Source organism: Streptomyces sp. RLA131, from assembly GCF_056270125.1.
Map to the genome: position 1 here is coordinate 4,956,616 of NZ_JBWDOQ010000002.1, position 26,356 is coordinate 4,982,971.

The following is a 26,356-nucleotide window of genomic DNA, read 5'->3' on the forward strand; positions in this document are numbered from 1 at the left end:
TGCTGAGAGGATCACCGGCGTGAGCGATGAGGTAGAGCCCGGCTTCGTACGGGTGCGGCTGGACCTGGCCTACGACGGGGCCGAGTTCTCCGGCTGGGCCAAGCAGCGGACCCGGCGGACCGTCCAGGGGGAGCTGGAGTCCGCGATCTCCACGGTGCTGCGGCTGCCCGGACCGGTCGACCTGACGGTGGCCGGCCGCACCGACGCCGGGGTCCACGCCCGGGGCCAGGTCGCCCATGTCGACCTCCCGGAGCAGGTGTGGGCGGCGGAGGGCGGCAAGCTGCTGCGGCGGCTGGCGGGGCGGCTGCCCTGGGACGTACGGGTGTGGCGGGTCGGCGAGGCCCCGTACGGCTTCAACGCGCGCTTCTCGGCGATCTGGCGGCGTTACGCGTACCGGGTGGGCGACCACCAGGGCGGGGTCGACCCGCTGCTGCGGGGGCATGTGCTGTGGCACGACCGGCCGGTGGACGTCGCCGTGATGAACGAGGCCGCGAAGCTGCTGCTGGGCGAGCACGACTTCGCCGCCTACTGCAAGAAGCGTGAGGGCGCGACGACCATCCGCACCCTGCTGGAGCTCTACTGGGAGCGGGACCCGGCGACCGGGCTGGCCGTCGCGACCGTACGGGCCGACGCCTTCTGCCACAACATGGTGCGGGCCCTGGTCGGCGCGATGATCCTGGTCGGCGACGGCCACCGCGCCGTGGGCTTCCCCGGCGAGGTGCTGGCCGGGCGCGTGCGGCACTCCGCCGTCAACGTGGTGCGGCCGCACGGCCTCACCCTGGAGGAGGTCGGCTACCCGGCCGACGAGCTGCTGGCCGCCCGCAACCGGGAGGCCCGCAATCTGCGCACGCTGCCGGCGTCAGGATGCGGCGGGGCTGGCGATCGCTGAGGCGACCGCGTCCCGGCCGCGCTGGACGATACGGGAGAAGGCGTAGGCGCCGCCGTCGGTGCCGGCCTGCCGGGCCAGGGTGTCCGAGGCGGTGAGCGCCTGGTTGTTCCTCAGCCCGGCGATGGTGAAGTAGGCGTAGCGGCCCTTGGCGTTGGCGGTCATGCGGCACGCGGTGGCGTGGCAGAACGTGCCCTGCCCGCCGCCCGCCAGCGGCAGGATGTACTGCTGGGCCGGCCGCACCTTGGTCTTGGTCCGGTCGGCGGCGGAGGCGTTGTCGAAGACGGCGACACCGACGGTGACGGCCACGGTGCCGCGCACATAGGTCACGCGGAAGAACTGGCGGCAGCCGTTCTGCTTCAGCAGCGCCGCGAGGGCGGCCGAGGTGGCGGTGGAGCAGGAAGCGGTCGCGGCCGAGGCGGTCTTGGTGTACTTGCGCGCGCCCTGGGCCATGGACAGCGACGTGCCGGGGAAGAGCGTGTTGACGCCGAGCGGGGCGGTGTCCTTCTTGGCGCTGGAGATGAAGTCCAGGGAGTTGTACGTCGGGGCGGGGCTGACGGACGGGAAGGACGGCTGCGGGGGCAGGGCCTCGGTGGGCGTGGTGGAGGTGGTGGGGGAGGCCTCCGGGTCCTTGTGGCCCGAGGTCACGACGGCGGTCGCGACGATGCCGGCTATCGCGGCGACCGCCAGGACGCCGCCGCCGGCCATCATCAGCCTGCGGCGCCGGGCGCGGGCCGCGGACTCCTCGGCCAGCGCGGACCAGTCGGGCTCGGCCACCGGGGGCGGCACGGGGGCGGAGGGGCCGCGGGTGCCCTGGCCGGGGAGTGGCGCGGCCCAGTCGGCGGGCGCGTTCCACGCCCCGGGCTGGGGCTGCCGCGGATCGCCGACGATGTTGCCGCGGAGCGGGCCGGGCGCGCCGGGCGCGGCGGGCGGCCCCTGCGGCCCCTGCGGGTGCTGTGGGGTCTGGGGGGTCTGCCATCCCTGCCAACCCGACTGGTCCTGCTGGGGGTTGTGCGGCTGCTGTGGCCCTTCAGTCATGGCGCGGATTCTATCGGCCGGGCCCGGTACCAAAACCCGTTTGGCGGTGCGGGCCGGCCCGACGAGAATCCAGGCCATGGGACATGTTGAGGCGGCACACCTGGAGTACTACCTGCCGGACGGACGGGTGCTGCTCGGCGACGTCTCGTTCCGGGTGGGAGAGGGCGCCGCGGTCGCCCTGGTCGGGGCCAACGGCGCGGGCAAGACGACGCTGCTGAGGCTCATCGCGGGGGATCTCAAGGCGCACGGCGGTTCGGTCACGGTCAGTGGTGGCCTCGGTGTGATGCCGCAGTTCGTGGGCTCGGTGCGGGACGACCGTACGGTACGTGACCTGCTGGTGTCGGTGGCCCCGCCGCGGATCCGGGCCGCGGCCGCAGCGGTGGACGCGGCCGAGCTGGCGATCATGGCGCAGGACGACGAGCCCGCGCAGATGGCGTACGCCCACGCCCTCAGCGACTGGGCGGAGGCGCACGGCTACGAGGCCGAGACGGTCTGGGACATGTGCACGATGGCCGCGCTGGGCGTGCCGTACGAGCGGGCGCAGTGGCGCGAGGTGAAGACGCTCTCCGGCGGTGAGCAGAAGCGGCTGGTGCTGGAGTCGCTGCTGCGCGGCAACGACGAGGTGCTGCTGCTGGACGAGCCGGACAACTATCTGGACGTCCCCGGCAAGCGGTGGCTGGAGGAGCAGCTGCGGCAGACCAAGAAGACCGTGCTCTTCGTCTCGCACGACCGGGAGCTGCTGGACCGCTCGGCGGAGAAGATCATCAGCGTGGAGCCGGGCCCGGCCGGCAGTGACGTGTGGGTGCACGGCGGCGGCTTCGGTACGTACCACAACGCGCGCAAGGAGCGGTTCGCGCGCTTCGAGGAGCTGCGGCGCCGCTGGGACGAGGAGCACGCCAAGCTGAAGAAGCTGGTGCTCGGCCTCAAGCAGGCCGCGTCCATCAGCCATGAGCTGGCCTCGCGCTACCACGCGGCCCAGACGCGGCTGCGCAGGTTCGAGGACGCCGGGCCGCCGCAGGAGCCGCCGCGGGAGCAGAACATCTCCATGCGGCTGGCCGGCGGCCGGACCGGGGTGCGGGCCATCACCTGCGAGCGGCTGGAGCTGACCGGCCTGATGAAGCCGTTCGACCTGGAGATCTACTACGGCGAGCGGGTCGCGGTGCTGGGGTCGAACGGCTCGGGCAAGTCGCACTTCCTGCGGCTGCTGGCCGGGGAGGACGTGCGGCACACCGGTGCCTGGAAGCTGGGCGCGCGGGTCGTGCCCGGGCACTTCGCCCAGACCCACGCCCATCCGGAGCTGCTCGGGCGGACCCTGGTCGACATCCTGTGGACCGAGCACGCCCGGGACCGCGGCAAGGCGATGGGCGCGCTGCGCCGCTACGAGCTGGAGCGCCAGGGCGACCAGCGCTTCGACCAGCTCTCCGGCGGCCAGCAGGCCCGGTTCCAGATCCTGCTGCTGGAGCTCCAGGGGACCACCGCGCTGCTGCTGGACGAGCCCACGGACAACCTTGACCTGGAGTCCGCGGAGGCCCTTCAGGAGGGCCTGGAGGCGTACGACGGGACAGTGGTCGCGGTGACCCACGACCGGTGGTTCGCGCGCTCCTTCGACCGGTATCTGGTCTTCGGCTCGGACGGTACGGTCCGGGAGGCGACGGAGCCGGTATGGGACGAGTCGCGGGTGGTCCGGGAGCGGTGACCGGGGCCCTGCGCGGCCCGCGTTTTGACCGGCCCCGGGTGCGGCGGCTATTCTGCTATTTCGTTATGCGTATTGGCTTGCTCGTTCTCACGTGAGAGGCCGTTACGCCGGTCCACCGGGCCGATGACCAGTGTTCGCCCCGCGGTATGCGTCGCCGCAGGCGACAAGACTGTCGTGATCGTCCGGGTGGCCTTGTCAGGACTCACTCACTGAAGAAGCGAAGGCTATGACCGCGCGTACGTTCAGCCCCAAGCCCGGCGATGTCCAGCGCCAGTGGCACGTCATCGACGCGCAGGACGTTGTCCTGGGCCGTCTGGCCACGCAGGCAGCGAACCTCCTCCGGGGCAAGCACAAGCCTTATTACGCGCCCCACGTCGACACGGGTGACTTCGTCATCATCATCAACGCCGACAAGGTGCACCTGTCCGGCAACAAGCGGACCCAGAAGCTCGCCTACCGTCACTCGGGCTTCCCGGGTGGCCTGCGGTCCGTCCGCTACGACGAGCTCCTGGACAAGAACCCGGAGAAGGCCGTCGAGAAGGCCATCAAGGGCATGATCCCCAAGAACACCCTGGGCCGTCAGATGCTCTCGAAGCTGAAGGTGTACTCGGGCTCCGAGCACCCCCACGCCGCGCAGCAGCCGGTTCCGTTCGAGATCACTCAGGTCGCGCAGGGCTAGTCCCAGCCACCAACATCACAGAAAGCAATCTGAGGAGAATCGTGGCTGAGACCACCCCCGAGGCCGTCGTCGAAGACGTCGAGACCGCTGAGGCCGTTGAGATCGTCGAGAACATCGAGATTCCGGAGGAGTACACCTCCGAGTCTCTCGCGGGCCGTTTCGGCGACCCGCAGCCGGCGGCCGGCACCGGCCGTCGCAAGGAGTCCGTTGCCCGCGTCCGGATCATCCCGGGCTCCGGCAAGTGGAAGGTCAACGGACGCACCCTTGAGGGCTACTTCCCCAACAAGGTGCACCAGCAGGAAGTCAACGAGCCGTTCAAGATCCTTGAGCTCGACGGCCGTTACGACGTCGTCGCCCGCATCAGCGGCGGCGGCATCTCCGGCCAGGCCGGTGCCCTGCGTCTCGGTGTCGCCCGCGCCCTGAACGAGGCCGACGCGGACAACAACCGCGCCGCGCTGAAGAAGGCCGGCTTCCTCACCCGCGACGACCGCACGGTCGAGCGGAAGAAGGCCGGTCTCAAGAAGGCCCGCAAGGCGCCGCAGTACAGCAAGCGCTAATCACGCGCTCGCTTTTTCGCGCCGTACGCCCCGGAGGCACTTTGTGCGCCTCCGGGGCGTACGTATTCCGGGGGACGGCACGCGGACGTATATCCGGGGATCTGGGGAGGGGCCGCTCCTCACCAGGTCCGACACGGCAAAGCTCGGAGGAGACACTGTGGGACGACTCTTCGGTACGGACGGTGTGCGCGGCGTCGCGAACGCCGATCTGACGGCCGAGCTGGCGCTCGGACTGGCGGTCGCGGCCGCGCATGTGCTCGCCGAGGCGGGCACCTTCGAGGGCCATCGGCCGGTGGCCGTGGTGGGCCGTGATCCGCGGGCGTCCGGAGAGTTCCTGGAGGCCGCACTCGTGGCCGGGCTGGCCAGCGCGGGCGTGGACGTCCTGCGGGTCGGTGTGCTGCCCACCCCGGCGGTGGCGCATCTCACCGGCGCGCTGGGCGCCGACCTCGGCGTCATGCTCTCCGCGAGCCACAACGCGATGCCCGACAACGGGATCAAGTTCTTCGCCCGGGGCGGCCACAAGCTCGCCGACGAGCTGGAGGACCGGATCGAGGCCGTCTACGACGAGCACCGCACCGGCGCGCCCTGGGACCGGCCCACCGGTGGCGGCGTGGGCCGCGTGCGCACGTACGAAGAGGGCTTCGAGACCTACGCGGCCCATCTGCTCGGCGTGCTGCCGAACCGCCTCGACGGACTCAGGGTCGTCCTGGACGAGGCGCACGGCGCGGCGGCGCGGGTCTCCCCGGAGGTCTTCAAGCGGGCCGGCGCCGACGTCATCACGATCGGCACCGAGCCGGACGGGCTCAACATCAACGACGGCTGCGGCTCCACCCACCTGGACCTGCTCAGGGCCGCCGTCGTCGAGCACGGCGCCGACCTGGGCATCGCCCACGACGGTGACGCCGACCGCTGCCTGGCCGTGGACCACCAGGGCGCGGAGGTCGACGGCGACCAGATCCTCGCCGTACTGGCCCTGGCCATGCGCGAAGCCGGCGAGCTGCGCAAGGACACCGTGGTCGGCACCGTGATGTCCAACCTCGGCTTCAAGCTGGCCATGGAACGCGAGGGCATCGAGCTGATCCAGACCGGCGTCGGCGACCGCTACGTCCTGGAGGAGATGAAGGCCGGCGGCTACGCCCTCGGCGGCGAGCAGTCCGGCCACGTCATCATCCTCGACCACGCCACCACCGGCGACGGCACCCTGACCGGGCTGCTGCTCGCGGCACGGGTGGCCGCCACCGGCCGGACACTGGCCGACCTGACCGGCGTGATGCGGCGACTGCCGCAGGTCCTGGTCAATGTGCGCGACGTGGACAGGACCCGGGTCGCCGGCTCGCCCGAGCTCACCGCCGCCGTCGCCGACGCCGAACGCGAGCTGGGCACCACCGGCCGCGTGCTGCTGCGCCCCTCCGGCACCGAGCCGCTGGTACGCGTCATGGTCGAGGCCGCCGACATCGACCACGCCCGGTCGGTCGCCGCCCGGCTCGCCGACGTCGTGAAGTCGGCGCTGGGCTAGGCCCTCAGGCCCTCAGGCCCTCAGGCCCTCAGGCCCTCAGGCCGCTTCCGGTTTCAGCCGCGCGCGCTGCCTCGCCCAGAACCACTTCTGGGCGAGCAGCGTGAGTGTGCCGGCGACGACGATGCCGACGAGGTTGACCAGGAGCTGGAGCGAGGAGCCCCGGACCTCGGTGAAGTCCCCGTACGACAGGGCGAGTGCGGCGTTCGCCGCGGCCGGGACGGTGGTCACCGAGATGGCGACGCCCACCAGGGCACCGGACTTGGACGAGGTCAGGGAGAGGATTCCGGCGATCCCGGCCAGGAACGCCACCACGAAGGAGCTGGCGTCGGGCTGCCAGATGAACTGGGTGGAGGGGTGCGGCCGGGTGAAGTCCGACTGGCTGAACACCCCCAGAAGGTCCATCAGGAAGTTGAAGCCGCCGGTCAGCACCATGGCCAGCGGAAAGCCGACCAGCAGTGCCACCGACGACCGCCACACCAGGCGCGGGTGACGCTGCACCAGTCCCGTGCACACCCCCGCCAGCGGCCCGAACTCCGGGCCCACCACCATCGCGCCCACGATCAGGATCGAGCTGTCCAGCATCACGCCGCAGGCTGCCAGCATCGTCGCGACCGACAGGAACGCCAGGTAGGTGACCGTCAGTGCCGACTCCTCCTGGGTCGCCTCGGTGAGCGACTCCCACAGGACGGCGTCCACGCCCTCGCCGGGGGCTTCCTTCTCCGCCTGGTCGGCACGCCGGGACAGGGACAGGCCGATGTCGTCGGCGGCGATCGACCCGTTGTCCACGATCCCGAGTTCGCGCAGATTCCGCAGCAGGCCGTCCGCCGCCTCGCGTGCGACGTCGCACAGCACGATGTCCCCGCTCGGGTTGCGGGCCACGCCTGGCAGTACGGCGACGTGCGCCGTGCCCACGGTCCGCTCGACGAGGGCGAGGACGTCGTCGGTGCGGTCGGGAGGGACGATCATCCGCAGGTGCAGCATGCCGCGCAGCTTACGGGGGGCGCTGGTCTCAGGCCGCGCCCGGCGACGTGGCCCGGGACCATGCGCGGGGCGGAGCCGGTGGCGTCGGGATCAGAGCTTGCGCAGCGAGAGGCGCTGGACCTTGTGGCCGGGACCCTTGCGGAGCACGAGTGAGGCGCGGCCACGGGTCGGCAGGACGTTCTCACGGAGGTTGGGCTCGTTGATGGCCCGCCAGGTGTGGCGGCCGTACTCCATCGCCTCCTCCTCCGACACCTCGGTGTACTTGTGGAAGTACGAGCGCGGGTTCTGGAAGGCGGTCTCGCGCAGCTTCCGGAAACGGGCGAGGTACCACTGCTCGATGTCCTCGGTCCGCGCGTCGACGTAGACGCTGAAGTCGAAGAAGTCGGCGAGGCCGACCCGGGTGCGGCCGTCCTTGCCGGGCAGGGCGGGCTGGAGGACGTTGAGCCCCTCGACGATGAGGATGTCGGGGCGGCGGACCACGAGGCGTTCGCCGGGGACGATGTCGTAGATCAGGTGGGAGTAGACGGGGGCACTCACCTCGGCCTTGCCGGCCTTGACGTCGGCGACGAACCGGGTGAGGGCCCGGCGGTCGTAGGACTCGGGGAAGCCCTTGCGGGACATCAGGTCGCGGGCCTGGAGCTCGGCCTTGGGGAGCAGGAAGCCGTCGGTGGTGACCAGCTCGACGCGCGGGTGCTCGGGCCAGCGGGCCAGGACCGCCTGCAGGATGCGGGCGACGGTGGACTTGCCGACGGCCACCGAGCCGGCCACCCCTATGACGAAGGGGGTGCCGGACTGGGCGCCGTGGCCGCCCCCGGCGTCGCCGAGGAAGGTGTTCAGGGCGCCCCGCAGACCGCTGGTGGCCCCGACGTAGAGGTTGAGGAGCCGGGACAGCGGCAGGTAGATGTCGCGGACCTCGTCCAGGTCGACCACGTCGCCGAGGCCGCGGAGGCGCTCGACCTCGTCGGCGTTGAGGGGGTTCGGGGTGCGGTCGCGCAGCGCGCTCCACTCGGCGCGGGTGAGGTCCACGAAGGGGGTCGGCTGGGTGGCGGTCGTCATCTGCGGCACGGGCCCATTGTTGCGCCGCTGTGAACGCGGTTCACCTCGGGGTCGCCTCAGGGCCGCTCCGGTGCCGTTCGGGTGCCGCTCCGGTGCCGGCCGGGCCGGTGCCCGCCGCGCGCGGATCCGGCCACGCGCCCCTGGGGCGCCCCGGTCCGTCCGAACAGGGGCGTCCCAGGTCTGTACCTTCCGGCGTACGGCTCATAGGCTCCGCACAGCCGCAGCCGCAGTCGCGGGCGGGTTCGCCGTGAGGGGGCAGGCATGTTCGGCCGCAAGTCCCGACACGCCCACCACAGCCCTGAGTTCGAGGAGCGGGTCAGGGACGAACTCAACGACACCCTGCCCGAGGAGGACCTGACCGAGGAACTCGACGACTGCCTGGCGATGTACGAGCCGGGCAGCAAACCGCGCTGCGAGGAGGTCGAGTACCTCGGCCTGGTGCGGGAGGCGATCGACCGCATCGAGCGCGGCTACTGAGCGGGGGCCTGCGCATACGCTGTTCCCCATGTGCGGAATCGTGGGATATGCGGGTGGCGGGTCCGCCCTCGACGTGGTCATCTCCGGTCTCAGACGCCTGGAGTACCGGGGCTACGACTCGGCGGGCGTCGCGGTGCTCGCCGACGGCGGCCTGGCCGCGGCCAAGAAGGCCGGCAAGCTCGTCAACCTGGAGAAGGTCCTGGAGGAACGGCCCTTGCCGGCCGGTACCGCCGGTATCGGCCACACCCGCTGGGCCACCCACGGCGGCCCCACGGACGCCAACGCCCATCCGCACCTGGACAACGCCGGTCGGGTCGCCGTCGTCCACAACGGCATCATCGAGAACTTCGCCGCGCTGCGGGCGGAACTGGCCGAACGGGGCCACACCCTGGAGTCCGAGACCGACACCGAGGTCGTCGCCCACCTGCTCGCCGAGAACTTCTCCTCCTGCGGTGACCTGGCGGAGGCGATGCGGCTGGTCTGCCGGCGGCTCGACGGCGCGTTCACGCTCGTCGCGGTGCACGCCGACGAGCCCGATGTGGTGGTCGGCGCCCGCCGCAACTCCCCCCTGGTGGTGGGCATCGGGGAGGGCGAGAACTTCCTGGCCTCGGATGTCGCCGCCTTCATCGCCCACACCCGCGAGGCCGTCGAGCTGGGCCAGGACCAGGTCGTCGAACTGCGCCGCGACCGCGTCACGGTGACCGACTTCGACGGCAAGCCCGCCGACGTACGCCCGTACCACGTCAGCTGGGACGTCTCGGCGGCCGAGAAGGGCGGCTACGACTACTTCATGCTCAAGGAGATCGCCGAGCAGCCCAAGGCCGTCGCCGACACCCTGCTCGGCCGGATCGACGCCGGCGGCCGGCTGACCCTCGACGAGGTGCGGATCCCGGACGGCGTGCTGCGGGAGACCGACAAGATCGTGATCGTCGCCTGCGGCACCGCCTTCCACGCCGGGATGATCGCCAAGTACGCCATCGAGCACTGGGCCCGGATCCCCTGCGAGGTGGAGCTGGCGAGCGAGTTCCGCTACCGGGACCCGATCCTGGACTCCCGGACGCTGGTGGTGGCCATCAGCCAGTCCGGGGAGACCATGGACACCCTGATGGCGCTGCGGCACGCCAGGGAGCAGGGCTCCAGGGTGCTGGCCATCTGCAACACCAACGGCTCGACCATTCCCCGGGAGTCCGACGCCGTGCTCTACACGCACGCCGGGCCGGAGGTCGCCGTCGCGTCGACGAAGGCGTTCCTCACCCAGGTCGTCGCCTGCTACCTGGTGGCCCTGTACCTGGGGCAGGTACGGGGCACCAAGTGGGGCGACGAGGTGGTCGCGGTGGTGCGGGAGCTGTCCGGGGTCGCCCGGCAGGTGGAGGAGGTACTGGCCACCATGGAACCGGTGCGGGAGCTGGCCCGTTCGCTCAAGGACAAGAACACGGTGCTCTTCCTGGGGCGGCACGTCGGCTACCCGGTGGCCCTGGAGGGCGCGCTCAAGCTCAAGGAGCTGGCGTACATGCACGCCGAGGGCTTCGCCGCGGGCGAGCTCAAGCACGGGCCGATCGCGCTGATCGAGAAGGACCTGCCGGTCGTGGTGGTCGTGCCCTCGCCGCGCGGGCGGTCCGTCCTGCACGACAAGATCGTCTCCAACATCCAGGAGATCCGGGCCCGGGGCGCCCGGACCATCGTCATCGCCGAGGAGGGCGACGAGGCGGTCGTCCCCTACGCCGACCACCTGGTGCGGGTGCCGGCCACCCCCGTGCTGCTCCAGCCGCTGGTCGCCACCGTGCCGCTCCAGGTCTTCGCCTGCGAGCTGGCCACCGCCCGCGGCAATGAGGTCGACCAGCCCCGCAACCTGGCCAAGTCGGTGACCGTGGAGTGAACGAGTGATCATCGGAGTCGGAATCGATGTCGCGGAGATCAGCCGCTTCGCCGCGGCGCTGGAGCGTACGCCCGGCATGGCGGACCGGCTGTTCGTGACGGGCGAGCTGTACCTGCCGGGCGGCGCGCGGCGAGGTGTGGCCTCGCTGGCCGCCCGCTTCGCGGCCAAGGAGGCCCTGGCGAAGGCGCTGGGCGCCCCCGCCGGGCTGCTGTGGACGGACGCGGAGATCGTCACCGAGGACTCCGGGCAGCCGCGGCTGCTGGTGCGGGGAACGGTGGCGGCGCGGGCCGCCGCGCTCGGCGTACGGACCTGGCACGTGTCCCTGAGCCATGACGCGGGCGTCGCCTCGGCGGTGGTCGTCGCGGAGGCCTGACCCGGGCCGCGCCCCGGACTCCCCGCGCCCCGGACTCCCCGCCCCGGACTCCACCAGGATCCGCCGGACGGACCCGGTGAACCAACCCGGTCACAGCACCGGACGCCGGGAGGTGCCCCCACCCCCGGCCTCAGGCGGGACGCCCTGCCCCCGACGCGGGGGCGAGGGCGGTCAGGCCCGCGTGTCGCCCCGCGTGTCGCCCCGCGTGTCGCGCCGCACGTCGCGCCACGCGTCCGGCAGTGCCAGGGCCACGTCCAGCGCGGCTACCGGCGCGCCCGGCGGGCCGGAGGCGATGCGGGCGGCCAGCCCGTGGAGGTAGGCGCCGACGGACGCGGCGTCCAGGGCGTCCAGGCCGGAGGCGAGCAGGGAGCCGGTGAGGCCGGAGAGGATGTCGCCGCTGCCCGCGGTGGCGAGCCAGGGCGTACCGCTGGGGTTGACGCGGACCGGGCGCCCGGCGCCGGGGGCGGCGACCAGCGTGGTGGAGCCCTTGAGCAGGGCGGTGGCCCCGTACCGCTCGGCCAGGGCCCGTACGGAGGCCAGCCGGGCGCCCTCGACCTCCTCCCGGGGGACGCCGAGCAGCGCGGCGGCCTCCCCGGCGTGCGGGGTGAGCAGGGTCGCGGCGGACCGGGACCGTACGGTGTCGCGGTCGAGCAGCCGCAGGCCGTCCGCGTCGACCAGGACGGGGACGTCGGAGGCCAGGACGTCCTGGACGGCCCGGTGGGCCTGGGTCCCGTCGCCGAGGCCGGGGCCGACCACCCAGGCCTGGACGCGGCCGGCCTTCCCGGGCGGCCCGGCCGACACCAGCGTCTCGGGGAAGCGGGCGAGCACCGCCTCCGCGCCGGGCCCGACGTACCGTACGGCGCCCGCGCCGCCCCGCAGGGCGCCCGCGACGGCCAGCACGGCGGCGCCCGGGTACCGCTCCGAACCGGCGACGACACCGACGACGCCCCGCCGGTACTTGTCGCTCTCCCCGGTGGGGCGGGGCAGCAGCGCGGCGACGTCGGCGTGCTGCAGGGCCTCGAACCCGGCGACCCGCGGGACCGTCGCGCCGAGGCCGATGTCGATGAGCCGCAGGGCGCCGGCGTACCCGGCGGCCGGGTCGACGAGCAGCCCCGGCTTGTAGGCGCCGAAGGTCACCGTCAGGTCCGCCCGGACCGCCGCGCCGTGCACCTCGCCGGTGTCGGCGTCGACCCCGCTGGGCAGGTCGACCGCCACCACGACCGCGCCCGAGGCGCGGGCCGCCTCCGCCAGTGGCGCCGCCTCCGGGCGCAGCCCGCCCTTGCCGCCGATGCCCACGATGCCGTCCAGCACCAGATCCGCCCGCGCGAGGAGCGCCGCGGCCCGCTCCGGGGCGGCCGTGCGGCCCCCGGCGGCCCGGAGCGCGGCCAGTCCGCCGGGGTGGGCCCGTTCCGGGGTGAGCAGGACGGCCGTGACGGCGGCGCCGCGCCGGGCGAGCCGGGCGGCGGCGTGGAGGGCGTCACCGCCGTTGTCGCCGCTGCCGGCCAGGACGACCACCCGGGCGCCGTACACACCGCCCAAGGCCGCCGCGCAGGCCGCCGCGAGCCCTGCGGCGGCGCGCTGCATCAGGGTGCCCTCGGGCAGGCGAGCCATGAGCGCCCGTTCGGCGCTCCGTACCGTCTCTACGCTGTACGCGTGCCTCATGGTGCCCCATTCAATCGCGCGGACATGCGGATAAGGGACACTTGGCGCGATGGAACGTGAAAGTGAAGGCTTGCGCGCCTGGGCGCAGATCGATCTGACGGCGCTGCGGGCCAACGTGGCGGCGCTGCGCGCCCGCGCCCGCGGCTCGGCGCTGATGGCCGTGGTGAAGGCGGACGCGTACGGCCACGGTGCCGTGCCGTGCGCCCGCGCGGCGCTGGAGGGCGGCGCGTCCTGGCTGGGCACGGCGACCCCGGAGGAGGCGCTGGCCCTGCGGGCGGCCGGTATCGACGCGCCCGTGCTGTGCTGGCTGTGGACGCCCGGCGGGCCGTGGCGGGCCGCGATCGAGGCGGACATCGACGTGTCCGTCAGCGCGCTGTGGGCCCTGCGCGAGGTGACGCGGGCCGCCCGTGAGGCCGGCCGTACCGCCCAGGTGCACCTGAAGGCGGACACCGGCCTGGGCCGGGGCGGCGCCCAGCCCGCCGACTGGCCGGAACTCACCGCGGCCGCCCGCACCGCCGAGCGCGACGGCCTGATCCGGGTGACCGGCGTCTGGTCGCACTTCGCCTGCGCCGACGAGCCCGGCCACCCCTCCGTCGCCGCCCAGCTCGGCGCGTACGAGCAGAGCCTGGCCACCGCGCGGGCGGCGGGCCTGCGTCCGCGGGTGCGGCACATCGCCAACTCCCCGGCGACGCTCACCCTTCCCGAGTCGCACTACGACATGGTCCGTACCGGTGTCGCGGTGTACGGCATCTCCCCGGTCCCGCAGCTGGGCGGCCCCGCCGACTTCGGGCTGCGGCCGGTGATGACCCTGGGCGCGCGTCTCGCGCTGGTCAAGACCGCCCCCGGCGGTCACGGCGTGTCGTACGGGCACCACTACGTCACCCCCGGCGAGACGACCCTCGCCCTGGTCCCGGCCGGCTACGCGGACGGCGTCCCGCGCCACGCCTCGAACACCGGCCCGGTGCTGGTGGCCGGCAAGTGGCGCACGGTGGCCGGGCGGGTGGCCATGGACCAGTTCGTGGTCGACCTGGGCGGGGACGCCGCCCGGGCGGGGGACGAGGCACTACTGTTCGGTCCGGGTGACCAGGGGGAGCCGACCGCCGAGGACTGGGCGCGGGCGGCGGGCACCATCGCGTACGAGATCGTCACTCGGATCGGGACCCGGGTGCCGCGCGTCTACGTGGGTAAGTAGCGCGTAGCCGAAGGGGAGCAGCGACAGCGACATGAACGACAGTGGCACCACCCCTGTGACGCAGGGAACCAAGGGGATACAGGGGATACAGGGGATACAGGGGATACAGGGCCTTCAGGAGGTGGTGGAGGCCGTGGCGGGGGGCCGGTGGTCCAGGGCCGGCTTCGTGGGCGCCGCCATCGGCGTGGTCGCGGCGGGCGCCGCGGCCGGTGTCGCCCTGGAGCGGGCGACGGTGGGGCGGGGCATCCGCCGCAAGGCCCGGCTGGCCCTGGACTCCACGGGCCCGTACGGCAGTCTGCGGGGGACGCCGGGCCGGGTGGCGGCCGAGGACGGCACCGAGCTGTACTACGAGACCGAGGAGGCCGACGCCTCGCCGGCGGACGTGGCCGCGGCCCCCGTACGGCGCTGGAGCGGGCTGTTCCGGCGCGGCGGGGCGGGCGGGTCGGCGCCGCCGCTGACGCTGGTCTTCAGCCACGGCTACTGCCTCAACCAGGACGCCTGGCACTTCCAGCGGGCCGCGCTGCGCGGCATCGTCCGGGCCGTCTACTGGGACCAGCGCAGCCACGGCCGCTCCGAGCGCGGCCGGGACCAGGCCGGCGGCGCGCCGGGCACCATCGACCAGCTGGGCCGCGACCTGAAGCGGGTCATCGACGCCGCCGCCCCGGAGGGGCCGCTGGTGCTCGTCGGGCACTCGATGGGCGGGATGACGATCATGGCGCTGGCCGAGCAGTTCCCCGAGCTGATCCACGAGCGGGTGGCCGGGGTCGCGTTCGTCGGTACGTCCTCCGGGAAGCTGGCCTCGGTCACCCTCGGCCTGCCGGCGGCCGGGGCGCGGGCGCTGCGCGCGCTGGCACCGGGTGTGCTGAAGTTGCTGGGCACGCAGGTGGACCTGGTGGAGCGGGGCCGGCGGGCGACCGCCGACCTCTTCGCGGGGATCGTCAAGCGGTACTCGTTCGGGTCCGACGACGTGGATCCGGCGGTGGTGCGGTTCGCGGAGCGGATGATCGAGTCGACGCCCATCGACGTGGTGGCGGAGTTCTATCCGGCCTTCACCGAGCACGAGAAGGATGAGGCGCTGGACGTGCTGGACGGCCTCCCGGGGCTGGTGCTGGCCGGCGACAAGGATCTGCTGACCCCGAGCGAGCACAGCCGCGCCATCGCGGAACGGCTGCCGGACACCGAGCTGGTGGTGGTCCCCGGCGCCGGGCACCTGGTCATGCTGGAGTACCCCGAGCTCGTCAACGGGTGGCTGGCCGCGCTGCTCGCGGAGGCGGCCGACGTGGCCCGCGCGCCGCTCCCGCAGGCCCTTCGGGAGCTCGCCGCGACGGACCGGAACGCCGGGGACAGCGTGCTCGGCGCGTAGCATTCGGGCACATGGAAGACGCTGCGGCACGCATCACTGTCACGACCCCCGAGCAGATGAAGGACCTCGGCCGCCGGCTCGCCGGCCTGCTGGCACCGGGTGACCTGGTCCTGCTCAGCGGCGAGCTCGGAGCCGGCAAGACGACCCTGACACGCGGGCTGGGGGAGGGGCTCGGGGTCCGGGGCGCGGTCACCTCACCGACGTTCGTGATCGCCCGGGTGCATCCGTCGCTGGGCGCCGGTCCGGCGCTGGTGCATGTGGACGCCTACCGGCTGGGCGGCGGCCTCGACGAGATGGAGGACCTCGACCTCGATGTGTCGCTGCCGGAGTCGGTGGTCGTCGTGGAGTGGGGCGAGGGCAAGGTCGAGGAGCTGGCGGAGGCGCGGCTGCAGGTCCTCATCCACCGCGCGGTCGGCGAGGTCGAGCCGGGCGCCGACGACCACGACGTGCGCCAGGTGACGGTCACCGGCGTGGGGCCGCGCTGGGCGGGCAGCGACCTGTCGGTGGCGCTGGCACGCTGACCGGGGCCGGGGCCGGGGCCGGGGCCGGAACCGGTCCTGGGCCGGTCCTGGGCCGGGGCTTGGAGCCCGGATCGGCGTTGGGACCCCGAGCCCGGACTTGGGCCTGGACCTGGTCCGGGACCTGGTCCGGGCGTTGTTCCGACAGACTGTCGGGAAGATGTTGCGCGGTGCGGCCCTCCCGTGTTCTTCTGGAGCCAGAGAGTTGGTTAGGGCTACCTAACCACGTCTGCCCCAGGAGGCACGCATGTCGGCCCAAGGCACCACGGACGCGGTCGGCGCCCACCCGGCGCCCGGCTGCTATTCGGTGCGTGATCTGCTCGCGGCGGCCCCGGCCGCCAGCGCGATCTGCACACCGCCCACCCGCGCGGAGCCCCCGGCGGACGGCGAGGAGGAGAGCGACGCGGCGTAGCGCGTTCACTCCTTCGGTGGAATCAGCCGACCACGACGACCTTGGTGCCGACGGTCGCCAGCTCCCACAACGCGGAGCCGTCCGACCGCCGTTCCCGGATGCCGCCGGTCTGCTGGGAGGGGTCGGGCGAGGGCAGCGAGCCGTCCTCGGCCGCGCTGAAGCCGATGATCACACCGCCGGAGGTCGCGAAGCGCACGACGTGCTCGATGGCCACCCCGTCGCCCCCCGTTCCGGCCTTGGTACGCGAGGTCACGGTGTACGTCCCCTTGGCGGGGTCGACCGTGCCGGGCACCACGGTGTACGTCCGTGCCACCTTGCCGTTGTCGCCGACCAGCCAGACCCGGTCGCCGGCCAGCGAGTAGACCACCCGCAGGCCGCCGCCGGAGCCGCCGGGAAGCGGATGTGCGGCCTTGGGACGCGAGGGCGAGGAGGAGGCCGAGGCCGAGGCGCCGGGCGACGCCGAGGCGGCGGGCGCCCCCGCGGTGACGTCGGGGGCGGTCCCGGAGGCCTGAACGGCGAGGACACAGACCCCGGCGAGGGCTCCCGCGGTGAGACCGGCCACGATGATCCCCGAACCGATCCTTGCCACGGTGCGCGCTCCTCCGCTCCTCGCATGCTGTCATGCGGTAACGGTGCCGACGTTAGCAGCCGGTGCGAGCCGTAGGCTTGGCACCGTGCTGCTCCTCGCCTTCGACACCGCCACGCCCGCCGTCACCGCCGCGCTCCACGACGGGCGGCACGTGCTCGCCGAGTCCACCCAGGTCGACGCCCGGCGTCACGGAGAACTGCTGATGCCCGCCGTCGACCGGGTGTTGCGCGAAGCCGGTACCAAGCTCGACGCCGTCACCGGCATTGTGGTCGGCGTCGGCCCCGGCCCCTACACGGGGCTGCGGGTCGGACTGGTGACCGCCGCCGCCCTCGGCGACGTGCTCGGCGTCCCGGTGCACGGCGTCTGCACGCTGGACGGCCTCGCGTACGCCGCCGGTCTCGACGAACCGTTCGTCGTCGCGACCGACGCCCGCCGCAAGGAGGTCTACTGGGCGCGCTACGACCACCACCTCGGCCGCGCCACCGGCCCAGCCGTCGACCGCCCCGCCGACATCGCCGGACAGGTGGCGGGGCTCCCCGCGGTGGGCCACGGCGCCGAGCTCTACCCGGAGGTCTTCACGGGCCTGCGGCCGGGCTTCCCCGTCCACCAGTCCGCCGGCGCGCTGGCCGCGCTCGCCGCCGTCAGGCTGGAGGCGGGCGAGGAGTTCCTCCCCGCGCTTCCGCTGTACCTGCGCCGCCCGGACGCCCAGGTGCCCGCCGGGTACAAGGCGGTCCTGCCCAAGTGACCGCCGTACTGCGCGAGATGCGCTGGTGGGACCTCGACCCGGTGATGGAGCTGGAGCACACCCTCTTCCCCGAGGACGCCTGGTCGCGCGGCATGTTCTGGTCCGAACTGGCCGACGCCCGGCACCCGTCCGCGACCCGGCACTACATCGTGGCCGAACAGGACTCCCGCCTCGTCGGCTACGCCGGGCTCGCCGCCGTCGCCGGCACCGGCGACGTCCAGACCATCGCGGCCGCCCGCGACCAGTGGGGCACCGGCCTCGGCGGCCGCCTGCTGGCCGAACTGCTGCACCAGGCCTCCGCCTTCGAGTGCCACGAGGTGCTGCTCGAAGTACGCGTCGACAACTCCCGCGCCCAACGGCTCTACGAGCGCTTCGGCTTCGAGCCGATCGGCTTCCGCAAGGGCTACTACCAGCCCGGCAACGTCGACGCCCTCGTCATGCGCCGTGCGCAGAGCCCGAAAGGAAACGACACCCATGGCTGACGAGCCCCTCGTCCTCGGCATCGAGACCTCCTGCGACGAGACCGGCGTCGGCATCGTCCGCGGCCACACCCTCCTCGCCGACGCCATCGCCTCCAGCGTCGACGAGCACGCCCGCTTCGGCGGCGTCGTCCCCGAGGTCGCCAGCCGCGCCCACCTGGAGGCGATGGTCCCCACCATCCGGCGCGCCCTGAAGACCGCCGGGGTCACCGCCGCCGACCTCGACGGCATCGCGGTCACGGCCGGCCCCGGGCTCGCCGGAGCGCTGCTGGTCGGCGTCTCGGCCGCCAAGGCGTACGCCTACGCGCTCGGCAAGCCGCTCTACGGCGTCAACCACCTCGCCTCGCACATCTGCGTCGACCAGCTCGAACACGGGCCGCTGCCGGAGCCGACGATGGCCCTGCTGGTCTCCGGCGGCCACTCCTCGCTGCTCCTCGCCCCGGACATCACCAGTGACGTACGCCCCCTCGGTTCGACCATCGACGACGCGGCGGGCGAGGCCTTCGACAAGGTCGCCCGGGTGCTGGGGCTGGGCTTCCCCGGCGGCCCGGTCGTCGACCGCTACGCGCGCGACGGCGACCCGGCCGCGATCCGCTTCCCGCGCGGCCTGACCGGCTCCCGCGACCCGGCCTACGACTTCTCCTTCTCCGGCCTCAAGACCGCCGTCGCCCGCTGGGTCGAGGGCCGCCGCCGTGACGGCCAGGACGTGCCCGTCGCCGACGTCGCGGCCTCGTTCCAGGAGGCCGTGGTCGACGTCCTCACCCGCAAGGCCGTCCGCGCCTGCCGGGACAACGGCGTCGACCACCTCATGATCGGCGGGGGCGTCGCCGCCAACACCCGGCTGCGCGCCATGGCCCAGGAACGCTGCGACGCCGCCGGCATCGTGCTGCGGGTGCCCCGGCCCGGACTCTGCACCGACAACGGCGCGATGGTCGCCGCCCTCGGCGCGGAGATGGTCGCCCGTGGCCGGCCCGCCTCCGCCTTCGACCTCTCGGCCGACTCCTCGCTCCAGGTCACCGAGATCTCCGTCCCCGCCCCGGCGTCCGTCCCGGCCCCGGCACCCGCCCACCGATGACCGTCGCCCTCATGTGGGAGGCCCGCGCCGCCGACGGCCGCGGCCCCGAACTCCTGGCCTGGGCGCGTGCGCAGGCGTTCCCGCGAACGCCGCTGCGCAGGGAGACCTTCGCCGCCCCCGGGGACCGTGTGCTGGTCATCACCTGGTGGGAGGCGCCGTACGACGCCGAGCTGCCGGAACTGCCCACCCCGGCGCCGGAGTTGGTGGCCCGGCCGCCGCACCGCTGGCGTTTCGAGTCGCTCGGGGCGGCCTGAGGCGGCACATGAGGTCGGTCACTTTCGGCCATAAAGGGCGCTATGGGTGTTTAGGCTCGCCGCATGACAGAAATGACGGCGCCCCGCGCGCGTACCGGTGGCCCCTCGGGTGACGACGGCGTCAAGCTGCTGGAGCATGTGCTCGGCTGGACGCTGACCGTGCTCCTCGCGATGCTCGTCACCGGCCTGGGCCTGATGTAGCCGCCGGCCGCCCCAGCAGCATGCTCGGGGCGCCCGCGACCCGGGTCAGGAAGACCGTCGCGGAGGCCGGTCCCTGCGGCCTCACCCGGCGGCGCAGCTCCTCGGGCTCCACGGCCGAGCCGCGCTTCTTGACGGTGAGCACCCCGATCCCGCGCTCCCGCACCAGCGCCTTGAGCCGCTTGAGGCCGAACGGCAGCACATCGGTGATCTCGTACGCGCTCGCGTACGGCACCGGCCGCAGCTCGTCCGCCGTCACATAGGCGATCGTCGAGTCGATCAGCCCGCCGCCCACGGCCTGCGCCACCTCCGCCACGAGGTGCGCCCGGATCACGGCGCCGTCCGGCTCGTACAGCCACCGCCCCACCTCCCGCACCGCCGGGTCCGGCAGGCCCCGGCCCAGCAGCGAGGCGGTGCCCGGCAGCAGCGTCGCCCGCCGGGCCCCCGGTGCGGTGCCGAACCACAGCACCGCCTCCTTCACGTCGCCGTGGTCGGAGATCCACTCCGCCTCGGCCTCGTCCGCGACGGCCTCGTGCGGCACCCCGGGCGCGATCTTCAGCGCCGCGTACGGAGCCTTGCGCGCCGCCTCCACCGCCCAGGACAGCGGCGGCGAGTACGCCTCAGGGTCGAAGATCCGCCCCCGGCCGCCCCGGCGGGCCGGGTCGACGAAGACCGCGTCGTACGCCTGTGTGGCGACCTCCGTGACATCGGCGCAGCGCACCTCGATCAGCCCGGCCAGCCCCAGGGCCTCCGCGTTGGCCCGGGCGACCGCGCAGGTCAGCGGCGACCGGTCGACGGCCAGCACCTCGATGCCGGCCCGGGCCAGCGCGATCGCGTCACCGCCGATCCCGCAGCACAGGTCGGCCAGCCGCCGTACACCCAGCGCGGTGAACCGCCCGGCGCGGTACTCGGCGACGGTGGTTCGGGTCGCCTGCTCCACGCCGTCGGGCGTGAAGTACATCCGGTACGCGTCCTCGCCGAACTTGGCCGCCGCCCGCTGCCGCAGCCGGGCCATCCCCAGGGCCGCCGACACCAGCCCCGCCGGGTGCGTGCGGCGCAGCCGGGTGGCCGTCGCCAGCTCCGTGCCGGGGTCGTAGTCCCGGAGGGAGGCGAGCAGGGCCTGCCCCTCGGCGGTCAGGAGGGCGGAGAACGCGTCAAGATCCACGTGCCTATTGTCGCGGAGGCCGCTTCCGGTACAGCGTGGTGAGGTCGACGCCCATGGGGAACGGCACGGGTACGTCGAGCTTGCCCCGGTGGATGCCGGTGGGGACGTACACGGCCGGCCTGCGGGCGGTCGCCTCGTCGAGCTCGTAGACATGGACGACCGGGCTGCCGTCCTCGTTCTCCACCCGCCAGAAGTGCCGGATACCCGCTTCGGCGTACTTGGTCGGCTTGGTCTCGCGGTCGCGTTCCTCGGACTCGTCCGAGACGATCTCGATGGCGAGGACGACTTCCCCGGGCAGGTAGTTCGTGCGCTTGTCATCGAGAGGGGCGTCGACGAGCAGAATGTCAGGCTCGGGCCCCTGTCGCCGGCCCAGCCTGACCGTCATCTCGGTCACCACGCGCAGGTTGTCCGACTCGTCGGGGATCGCGTCCTCCATGGCGTTGGCCAGCCGCCGCATCACAACACTGTGAAAGTCGGTCTGCGGCGACATCATGATGAGCGCTCCGTCGATCAGCTCGAACCGGGGCGCGTCAGGAGGCAGACGGTCCAGATCGTCGACCGTCCAGCCGCCCGGCGGCGGGTAGAACCAGTCGGGAAGGGGCTCGGCGGTCACCTGCGGCACTCCTCGCGAACGCGACGAAATGTGACGCCTCCAGGCTACCGGGGAAGGCCCGGGTCAACGCCGCGCCCGGCGCGGCATTGGCACTCCGCTTGACCGAGTGCTAACTCCGTCCTAGTCTCAGATCTGGCACTCAGCACTGCCGAGTGCCAATTACACAGCGACGGGCAGGTCCGGCACCCGCGACGACGGGCCTACCAGGTCGCCACCCATACAGACACTCCCGTTAGCCCTTTGAAGGGGGAGGTCGGATCGTGACGACCGCCAGCACCAAGGTTGCCATCAAGCCGCTTGAGGACCGCATTGTGGTCCAGCCGCTCGACGCCGAGCAGACCACGGCCTCCGGCCTGGTCATCCCGGACACCGCCAAGGAGAAGCCCCAGGAGGGCACCGTCCTTGCCGTGGGTCCGGGCCGGTTCGAGGACGGCAAGCGCCTGCCGCTCGACGTCGCCGTCGGCGACGTCGTGCTGTACAGCAAGTACGGCGGCACCGAGGTCAAGTACAACGGCGAGGAGTACCTCGTCCTCTCGGCTCGCGACGTCCTCGCGATCGTCGAGAAGTAATTCCGGCCCGGCTTCCGAGCCACCGGAACAGCAGTGACCACGCCCCGGTCCCACCGCGTCATACCGACCGGGGGCCCGGGGTGTGGTCTTTGACGAAGACTGAAGACGAGGTATTCCGCCGGTATGGCCAAGACCCTGAAGTTCGACGAGGACGCCCGTCGCGCCCTTGAGCGCGGCGTGAACAAGCTCGCCGACACCGTGAAGGTGACCATCGGCCCCAAGGGCCGCAATGTCGTCATCGACAAGAAGTTCGGCGCCCCGACCATCACCAACGACGGCGTGACCATCGCCCGCGAGGTGGAGCTCGACGACCCGTACGAGAACCTCGGTGCGCAGCTGGTGAAGGAGGTGGCGACCAAGACCAACGACATCGCGGGTGACGGCACCACCACCGCCACCGTCCTCGCCCAGGCCCTGGTCCGCGAGGGTCTGCGCAACGTGGCCGCCGGCGCCTCCCCGGCCTCGCTCAAGAAGGGCATCGACGCGGCGGTCAAGGCCGTCTCGGACGAACTGCTCGCCACCGCCCGCCCGATCGAGGGCAAGGAAGACGTAGCCGCCGTCGCCGCGCTGTCCGCCCAGGACAAGCAGGTCGGCGAGCTGATCGCCGAGGCGATCGACAAGGTCGGCAAGGACGGTGTCATCACCGTCGAGGAGTCCAACACCTTCGGGCTGGAGCTGGACTTCACCGAGGGCATGGCCTTCGACAAGGGCTACCTGTCGCCGTACTTCGTGACCGACCAGGAGCGCCTCGAGGCCATCCTGGACGACCCGTACATCCTCGTCACCCAGGGCAAGATCAGCTCGATCCAGGAGCTGCTGCCGCTGCTGGAGAAGATCATCCAGGCGGGCGCCTCCAAGCCGCTGCTGATCATCGCCGAGGACGTCGAGGGCGAGGCCCTGTCGACCCTGGTCGTCAACAAGATCCGCGGCACCTTCAACGCGGTCGCGGTCAAGGCCCCCGGCTTCGGTGACCGCCGCAAGGCCATGCTCGGCGACATCGCCACCCTCACCGGTGCGACCGTCATCGCCGAGGAGGTCGGCCTCAAGCTCGACCAGGCCGGTCTGGACCTGCTCGGCACCGCCCGCCGCGTGACCGTCACCAAGGACGACACGGTCATCGTCGACGGCGCCGGCGACAAGTCCGAGATCGAGGGCCGCGTCGCCCAGATCAAGGCCGAGATCACCAACACCGACTCCGACTGGGACCGCGAGAAGCTCCAGGAGCGCCTCGCCAAGCTCGCCGGCGGCGTCTGCGTCATCCGTGTCGGCGCGGCCACCGAGGTCGAGCTCAAGGAGAAGAAGCACCGTCTGGAGGACGCCATCTCCGCGACCCGCGCCGCGGTCGAGGAGGGCATCGTCTCCGGTGGTGGCTCCGCGCTCGTCCACGCCGTCAAGGTGCTGGAGGACAACCTCGGCAAGACCGGCGACGAGGCCACCGGTGTCGCGGTCGTCCGCCGCGCCGCCGTCGAGCCGCTGCGCTGGATCGCCGAGAACGCCGGCCTGGAGGGCTACGTCATCACTTCCAAGGTCGCCGAGCTCGAAAAGGGCCAGGGCTTCAACGCCGCCACCGGCGAGTACGGCGACCTGATCAAGGCCGGCGTCATCGACCCGGTCAAGGTCACCCGCTCCGCCCTGGAGAACGCCGCGTCCATCGCGTCCCTCCTCCTCACCACCGAGACCCTCGTGGTGGAGAAGAAGGAAGAGGAGCCCGCCGAGGCCGGTCACGGCCACGGTCACGGCCACTCGCACTGACCCGGGCCTGCCCGACCCGCGTACGAAGGCCCCCGCTCCAGCCGGAGCGGGGGCCTTCGGCCTGTCCTACGACGGCATTTCGACCACGCCGAGACGGCGCAGCATGCCCAGGAAGTCCCAGTGCCACCAGCCCTCCATGATCCTTCCGTCCTCGAACCGGAAGGTCGTGGTACCGGTCATCTCGACCGTCCTGCCGGTCGGCGGCATGCCCCGCATCTCCCCGGTGTTGGTGCCGCGCCAGCTCCAGCGCGTCGACACCTGATCGCCCTCGGCCACCTGGTCCTCGATGGTGAACCTGAAGTCCGGGAACGCCCTGCGGTATCCCAGGGTCTTCTCCCGGAAGGCGTCGGCGCCCGGGGTCTCCCGCTCGTCGGCGATGTCGTGGTCGACGTAACCGGCCGCGACCACCTCGTTGAAGGCCGCCGTGTGGTCCGTGCCGACGAGGTCTTCCAGCAGCCGGCGCACGGAGTCCTTGTTGAGCTGCTCGTCACGGACGACATCCAGGTCCGTGAACGTCGGCATCTCGTCGCAGAGCGCCACCATCTCCTGGAAGATCCGGTCGGTCTCCGGGAGCCGGGAGTTGCGCATCGCCTCCTCGTAGGAGGGGAACTCCACGATCTCGACGTAGTGGTCGTCCGCCGACCGGTCCTTGCCGATCATCGTGTGGGTCGCCGTCCGCCTGCCCTGCGTCGCCTCGGCCCACGAGTCCATGAGCCGGTTCATGTCGTCGTATCTGCTGGTCCTGCAGTCGATGATCTGGACGAATGTCATGGTGCCTCCCAAGAGTCCATGCCCGATCCCGGCCCCCGGTCCCTTGCTCATTTTAGGCCCGAATGACCGAATCGCCCCGGGTTCGGGTCAGTCCAGCGGATACGACGGCCCGAACTTCCGCCCCGCCCGGGTGGAGAACCGCCCCAGCGCTCCGCCCGGCGCCAGCCGGGCCGCCACCGCCACCGCCTTGTACCGGGCGTCCGGCACGCTCACCGACCTGCCCCGCGCCAGATCACGGACGGCCGCGGCCACCACCTTGTCGGCGTCCAGCCACGCCCACTGCGGGATGCTCGTCGCGTCCATCCCGGCCCGCTCGTGGAACTCCGTACGGACGAACCCCGGGCACAGCGCGAGCAGCCGCACGCCGGTGCCCGCCAGCTCCCGGTCCACGCCCTGGGTGAAGCTCACCACCCACGCCTTGCTCGCCCCGTACGTCCCGCGCGGCAGGAAGGCCGCCACCGACGCCACATTGATCACGAAGCCGCGCCCGCGCTCCCGCATCACACCGGTCGCGGCGCCCGTCAGCCGCAGCACGGCCTCGATGTGCACCTTGACCATCCGCAGCTCGTCCGCCATCGGCGCGTCCCCGAACGACCCGCGGTTGCCGAACCCCGCGTTGTTCACCAGCAGCGTCACCGGCCGGTCCCGGTCCAGCAGCCGGTTCTCGACCGCCTCGATCCCCTTGTCCGCGGCCAGATCCGCCGGCAGCACCTCCACCGGCACGCCGTACCGCTGCCGCAGCTCCGCCGCGTGCTCCTCCAGCCGCTGTTCGTCGCGTGCGACCAGGACCAGCGCGTGCCCGTCGTGCGCGAGGCGCCGGGCGAAGGCGGCGCCGATGCCGGCGGTGGCCCCTGTGATCAGTGAAGTCGTCATACGGTGCAGGCTAACGCCGGACCGGTGGCGCGGTGGGTACGGTCCGGGGCCTCCGGGGTGGGGTCCTGGACCGACATATTTACGTGCGTGACGGGTCGGTGCGTCGAGTTGCCCGGCATCCCGCACACAAATACGCGGAGCGTCCAGAACCCCGCCCTCCCCCAGCCTTCGGCCGGGGGTGCCCCCAACGACCCCGGCCCTCCCCTTTCGTCGGCGTCGAGCGGCCGGGAGGGGCCGGGGTCAGCTCAGTCGCTTCCGGGCGAGTGCCGTGATCTCCTCCGGCAGCGCGTCGGCGTCCAGCAGACGGGGCAGCAGCTCCGGTTCCCTCGTCACGGCCCGGAACTGCAGGGCGACCGTCACGGCGTGGTCCGGACGGTGGACGATCTCGATCGGGTCCCCGGCCCGGATCTCACCCGGGGCGATCACCCGCAGATAGGCGCCCGGGACGGCGGCCTGCGTGAAGCGCTTGATCCATCCGGTGCGGTCCAGCCAGCCCTGGAACGTGCCGCAGGGGATGCGGGAGCAGGAGACTTCCAGCACCACGTCGGCGCCGATGCGCCAGCGTTCCCCGATGAGGGCGTCGTTGACAGCGAGCCCCGCCGTCGTCAGGTTCTCGCCGAACATGCCGTTGGGCAGTGGCCGTTCGAGCTCCGTCTGCCAGGCGTCCAGATCCTCGCGGGCGTAGGCGTAGACCGCCTGGTCGGTCCCGCCGTGATGGGCGATGTCGTAGGCCCGGTCTCCGGCCAGGCCCACAGCCCCGTCGCCCTTCGGCCCCGGCGCGCTCACCGCCACCGGGCCTTCGACCGGCCGCTTGTCGATGGCGGTCAGCTCGGGACCGGTCTTCCACGGGTTGGGCCCGGGGCGGCCGACGTTCACGGAGAGCAGCTGCATACCGGCGACGCTACGGGCCCCCCGCGTCCGGTGCATCAGGTTTTACGGCGGGGTCGCCGCGTACGAGACGGGGGGGCCGGGGTCGGTGGGGGCACCCCCG

29 protein-coding genes are annotated in these 26,356 nt (G+C 72.7%); 19 read left to right on the plus strand and 10 right to left on the minus strand.

Annotation, left to right across the window (positions count from 1 at the left end; translation table 11 throughout):
* Positions 1-19: 19 nt before the first annotated feature.
* Entirely contained in the window at positions 20-889 is an 870-nt protein-coding gene (gene truA / locus RWE79_RS23580) for a tRNA pseudouridine(38-40) synthase TruA (protein WP_475942040.1), read from the plus strand.
* Here the strand turns inward: truA and RWE79_RS23585 are convergent.
* Positions 860-1,924 carry a hypothetical protein gene (locus RWE79_RS23585; RefSeq protein ID WP_475942041.1) on the minus strand — a complete coding sequence of 355 codons (1,065 nt, stop codon included), beginning with the start codon at positions 1,922-1,924 and terminating at the stop codon, positions 860-862. The genes truA and RWE79_RS23585 overlap by 30 nt on opposite strands.
* 76 nt (positions 1,925-2,000) lie before the next feature.
* On the opposite strand from RWE79_RS23585, the gene RWE79_RS23590 reads away from it, so the two are divergent.
* From RWE79_RS23590 to glmM, 4 genes are all read left to right on the plus strand, one after another.
* Positions 2,001-3,620 carry an ABC-F family ATP-binding cassette domain-containing protein gene (locus tag RWE79_RS23590; RefSeq protein ID WP_475942042.1) on the plus strand — a complete coding sequence of 540 codons (1,620 nt, stop codon included), beginning with the start codon at positions 2,001-2,003 and terminating at the stop codon, positions 3,618-3,620.
* Between the two features lie 226 nt (positions 3,621-3,846).
* On the plus strand, positions 3,847-4,299 hold the full coding sequence (rplM, locus tag RWE79_RS23595) for a 50S ribosomal protein L13 (protein WP_127358129.1): 453 nt from the start codon (positions 3,847-3,849) through the stop codon (positions 4,297-4,299).
* A gap of 41 nt (positions 4,300-4,340) precedes the next feature.
* Complete coding sequence (gene rpsI / locus RWE79_RS23600; RefSeq protein WP_475942043.1) at positions 4,341-4,856, plus strand: 30S ribosomal protein S9; 516 nt, start codon at positions 4,341-4,343, stop codon at positions 4,854-4,856.
* 157 nt (positions 4,857-5,013) lie between these two features.
* Positions 5,014-6,372 (plus strand): phosphoglucosamine mutase, encoded by a 1,359-nt coding sequence (gene glmM, locus RWE79_RS23605; RefSeq protein ID WP_475942044.1) that lies wholly within the window; start codon positions 5,014-5,016, stop codon positions 6,370-6,372.
* A 36-nt stretch (positions 6,373-6,408) separates the two neighbouring features.
* Here glmM and RWE79_RS23610 read toward each other — a convergent pair whose 3' ends face one another.
* Positions 6,409-7,353 carry a DUF389 domain-containing protein gene (locus RWE79_RS23610; protein ID WP_475942045.1) on the minus strand — a complete coding sequence of 315 codons (945 nt, stop codon included), beginning with the start codon at positions 7,351-7,353 and terminating at the stop codon, positions 6,409-6,411.
* 90 nt (positions 7,354-7,443) lie between these two features.
* The gene (gene coaA, locus RWE79_RS23615) at positions 7,444-8,409 is read right to left on the minus strand and encodes a type I pantothenate kinase (RefSeq protein ID WP_475946050.1); all 966 of its coding nucleotides are present in this window, start codon (positions 8,407-8,409) and stop codon (positions 7,444-7,446) included.
* A gap of 261 nt (positions 8,410-8,670) precedes the next feature.
* Here coaA and RWE79_RS23620 point away from each other — a divergent pair, with 261 nt between their 5' ends.
* From RWE79_RS23620 to RWE79_RS23630, 3 genes are read left to right on the plus strand one after another with little or no spacing between them, the layout of a single operon-like run.
* Positions 8,671-8,886 (plus strand): hypothetical protein, encoded by a 216-nt coding sequence (locus RWE79_RS23620; RefSeq protein WP_475942046.1) that lies wholly within the window; start codon positions 8,671-8,673, stop codon positions 8,884-8,886.
* Positions 8,887-8,914: 28 nt separating this feature from the next.
* Positions 8,915-10,762 carry a glutamine--fructose-6-phosphate transaminase (isomerizing) gene (gene glmS / locus RWE79_RS23625; RefSeq protein WP_475942047.1) on the plus strand — a complete coding sequence of 616 codons (1,848 nt, stop codon included), beginning with the start codon at positions 8,915-8,917 and terminating at the stop codon, positions 10,760-10,762.
* Between the two features lie 4 nt (positions 10,763-10,766).
* Positions 10,767-11,135: a holo-ACP synthase gene (locus tag RWE79_RS23630; RefSeq protein ID WP_475942048.1), complete on the plus strand. Its 369-nt coding sequence runs from the start codon at positions 10,767-10,769 to the stop codon at positions 11,133-11,135.
* 171 nt (positions 11,136-11,306) lie between these two features.
* On the opposite strand, the gene RWE79_RS23635 is transcribed toward RWE79_RS23630, so the two are convergent.
* Positions 11,307-12,797 (minus strand): NAD(P)H-hydrate dehydratase, encoded by a 1,491-nt coding sequence (locus RWE79_RS23635; protein WP_475942049.1) that lies wholly within the window; start codon positions 12,795-12,797, stop codon positions 11,307-11,309.
* A 49-nt stretch (positions 12,798-12,846) separates the two neighbouring features.
* Here RWE79_RS23635 and alr point away from each other — a divergent pair, with 49 nt between their 5' ends.
* From alr to RWE79_RS23655, 4 genes are all read left to right on the plus strand, one after another.
* Complete coding sequence (alr, locus tag RWE79_RS23640; RefSeq protein WP_475942050.1) at positions 12,847-13,989, plus strand: alanine racemase; 1,143 nt, start codon at positions 12,847-12,849, stop codon at positions 13,987-13,989.
* A 133-nt stretch (positions 13,990-14,122) separates the two neighbouring features.
* A complete protein-coding gene (locus tag RWE79_RS23645; protein ID WP_475942051.1) occupies positions 14,123-15,352 on the plus strand; it encodes an alpha/beta fold hydrolase in 1,230 nt (409 codons plus the stop codon).
* A gap of 11 nt (positions 15,353-15,363) precedes the next feature.
* Complete coding sequence (gene tsaE, locus RWE79_RS23650; RefSeq protein ID WP_475942052.1) at positions 15,364-15,873, plus strand: tRNA (adenosine(37)-N6)-threonylcarbamoyltransferase complex ATPase subunit type 1 TsaE; 510 nt, start codon at positions 15,364-15,366, stop codon at positions 15,871-15,873.
* Positions 15,874-16,117: 244 nt separating this feature from the next.
* Positions 16,118-16,282, plus strand: coding sequence for a hypothetical protein (locus tag RWE79_RS23655; RefSeq protein ID WP_475942053.1), 165 nt, complete (start codon positions 16,118-16,120; stop codon positions 16,280-16,282).
* Positions 16,283-16,304: 22 nt separating this feature from the next.
* Here the strand turns inward: RWE79_RS23655 and RWE79_RS23660 are convergent, their stop codons facing one another.
* Positions 16,305-16,871: a hypothetical protein gene (locus tag RWE79_RS23660; protein ID WP_475942054.1), complete on the minus strand. Its 567-nt coding sequence runs from the start codon at positions 16,869-16,871 to the stop codon at positions 16,305-16,307.
* Positions 16,872-16,956: 85 nt separating this feature from the next.
* On the opposite strand from RWE79_RS23660, the gene tsaB reads away from it, so the two are divergent.
* The 5 genes from tsaB to RWE79_RS23685 all read left to right on the plus strand — a co-directional run bounded on the left by tsaB (position 16,957) and on the right by RWE79_RS23685 (position 19,625).
* Complete coding sequence (gene tsaB / locus RWE79_RS23665) at positions 16,957-17,616, plus strand: tRNA (adenosine(37)-N6)-threonylcarbamoyltransferase complex dimerization subunit type 1 TsaB (RefSeq protein WP_475942055.1); 660 nt, start codon at positions 16,957-16,959, stop codon at positions 17,614-17,616.
* Positions 17,613-18,098, plus strand: a complete 486-nt coding sequence (gene rimI / locus RWE79_RS23670; protein ID WP_475942056.1) for a ribosomal protein S18-alanine N-acetyltransferase — start codon at positions 17,613-17,615, stop codon at positions 18,096-18,098. Before tsaB ends, rimI begins: the two co-directional genes overlap by 4 nt.
* Positions 18,091-19,170: a tRNA (adenosine(37)-N6)-threonylcarbamoyltransferase complex transferase subunit TsaD gene (gene tsaD / locus RWE79_RS23675; RefSeq protein WP_475942057.1), complete on the plus strand. Its 1,080-nt coding sequence runs from the start codon at positions 18,091-18,093 to the stop codon at positions 19,168-19,170. The genes rimI and tsaD overlap by 8 nt, the downstream gene beginning before the upstream one ends.
* Positions 19,167-19,424: a hypothetical protein gene (locus RWE79_RS23680; RefSeq protein WP_475942058.1), complete on the plus strand. Its 258-nt coding sequence runs from the start codon at positions 19,167-19,169 to the stop codon at positions 19,422-19,424. The genes tsaD and RWE79_RS23680 overlap by 4 nt, the downstream gene beginning before the upstream one ends.
* A gap of 63 nt (positions 19,425-19,487) precedes the next feature.
* A complete protein-coding gene (locus RWE79_RS23685) occupies positions 19,488-19,625 on the plus strand; it encodes an SCO1431 family membrane protein (RefSeq protein ID WP_475942059.1) in 138 nt (45 codons plus the stop codon).
* Here the strand turns inward: RWE79_RS23685 and RWE79_RS23690 are convergent.
* Together RWE79_RS23690 and RWE79_RS23695 are read right to left on the minus strand one after the other, a co-directional pair.
* Entirely contained in the window at positions 19,603-20,787 is a 1,185-nt protein-coding gene (locus RWE79_RS23690) for a class I SAM-dependent methyltransferase (RefSeq protein WP_475942060.1), read from the minus strand. The two genes, RWE79_RS23685 and RWE79_RS23690, sit on opposite strands and share 23 nt — an antisense overlap.
* Before the next feature lie 4 nt (positions 20,788-20,791).
* Positions 20,792-21,400 carry a Uma2 family endonuclease gene (locus RWE79_RS23695; RefSeq protein ID WP_475942061.1) on the minus strand — a complete coding sequence of 203 codons (609 nt, stop codon included), beginning with the start codon at positions 21,398-21,400 and terminating at the stop codon, positions 20,792-20,794.
* A gap of 260 nt (positions 21,401-21,660) precedes the next feature.
* Here RWE79_RS23695 and groES point away from each other — a divergent pair, with 260 nt between their 5' ends.
* Positions 21,661-21,969: a co-chaperone GroES gene (gene groES / locus RWE79_RS23700; RefSeq protein WP_127358538.1), complete on the plus strand. Its 309-nt coding sequence runs from the start codon at positions 21,661-21,663 to the stop codon at positions 21,967-21,969.
* Positions 21,970-22,092: 123 nt separating this feature from the next.
* The gene (gene groL / locus RWE79_RS23705) at positions 22,093-23,721 is read left to right on the plus strand and encodes a chaperonin GroEL (protein ID WP_475942062.1); all 1,629 of its coding nucleotides are present in this window, start codon (positions 22,093-22,095) and stop codon (positions 23,719-23,721) included.
* Between the two features lie 66 nt (positions 23,722-23,787).
* Here groL and RWE79_RS23710 read toward each other — a convergent pair whose 3' ends face one another.
* From RWE79_RS23710 to RWE79_RS23720, 3 genes are all read right to left on the minus strand, one after another.
* Positions 23,788-24,492: an ester cyclase gene (locus RWE79_RS23710; RefSeq protein WP_475942063.1), complete on the minus strand. Its 705-nt coding sequence runs from the start codon at positions 24,490-24,492 to the stop codon at positions 23,788-23,790.
* 87 nt (positions 24,493-24,579) lie between these two features.
* Positions 24,580-25,365, minus strand: coding sequence for an SDR family NAD(P)-dependent oxidoreductase (locus tag RWE79_RS23715; protein WP_475942064.1), 786 nt, complete (start codon positions 25,363-25,365; stop codon positions 24,580-24,582).
* Positions 25,366-25,605: 240 nt separating this feature from the next.
* Positions 25,606-26,256: an MOSC domain-containing protein gene (locus tag RWE79_RS23720; protein ID WP_475942065.1), complete on the minus strand. Its 651-nt coding sequence runs from the start codon at positions 26,254-26,256 to the stop codon at positions 25,606-25,608.
* Positions 26,257-26,356 lie beyond the last annotated feature (100 nt).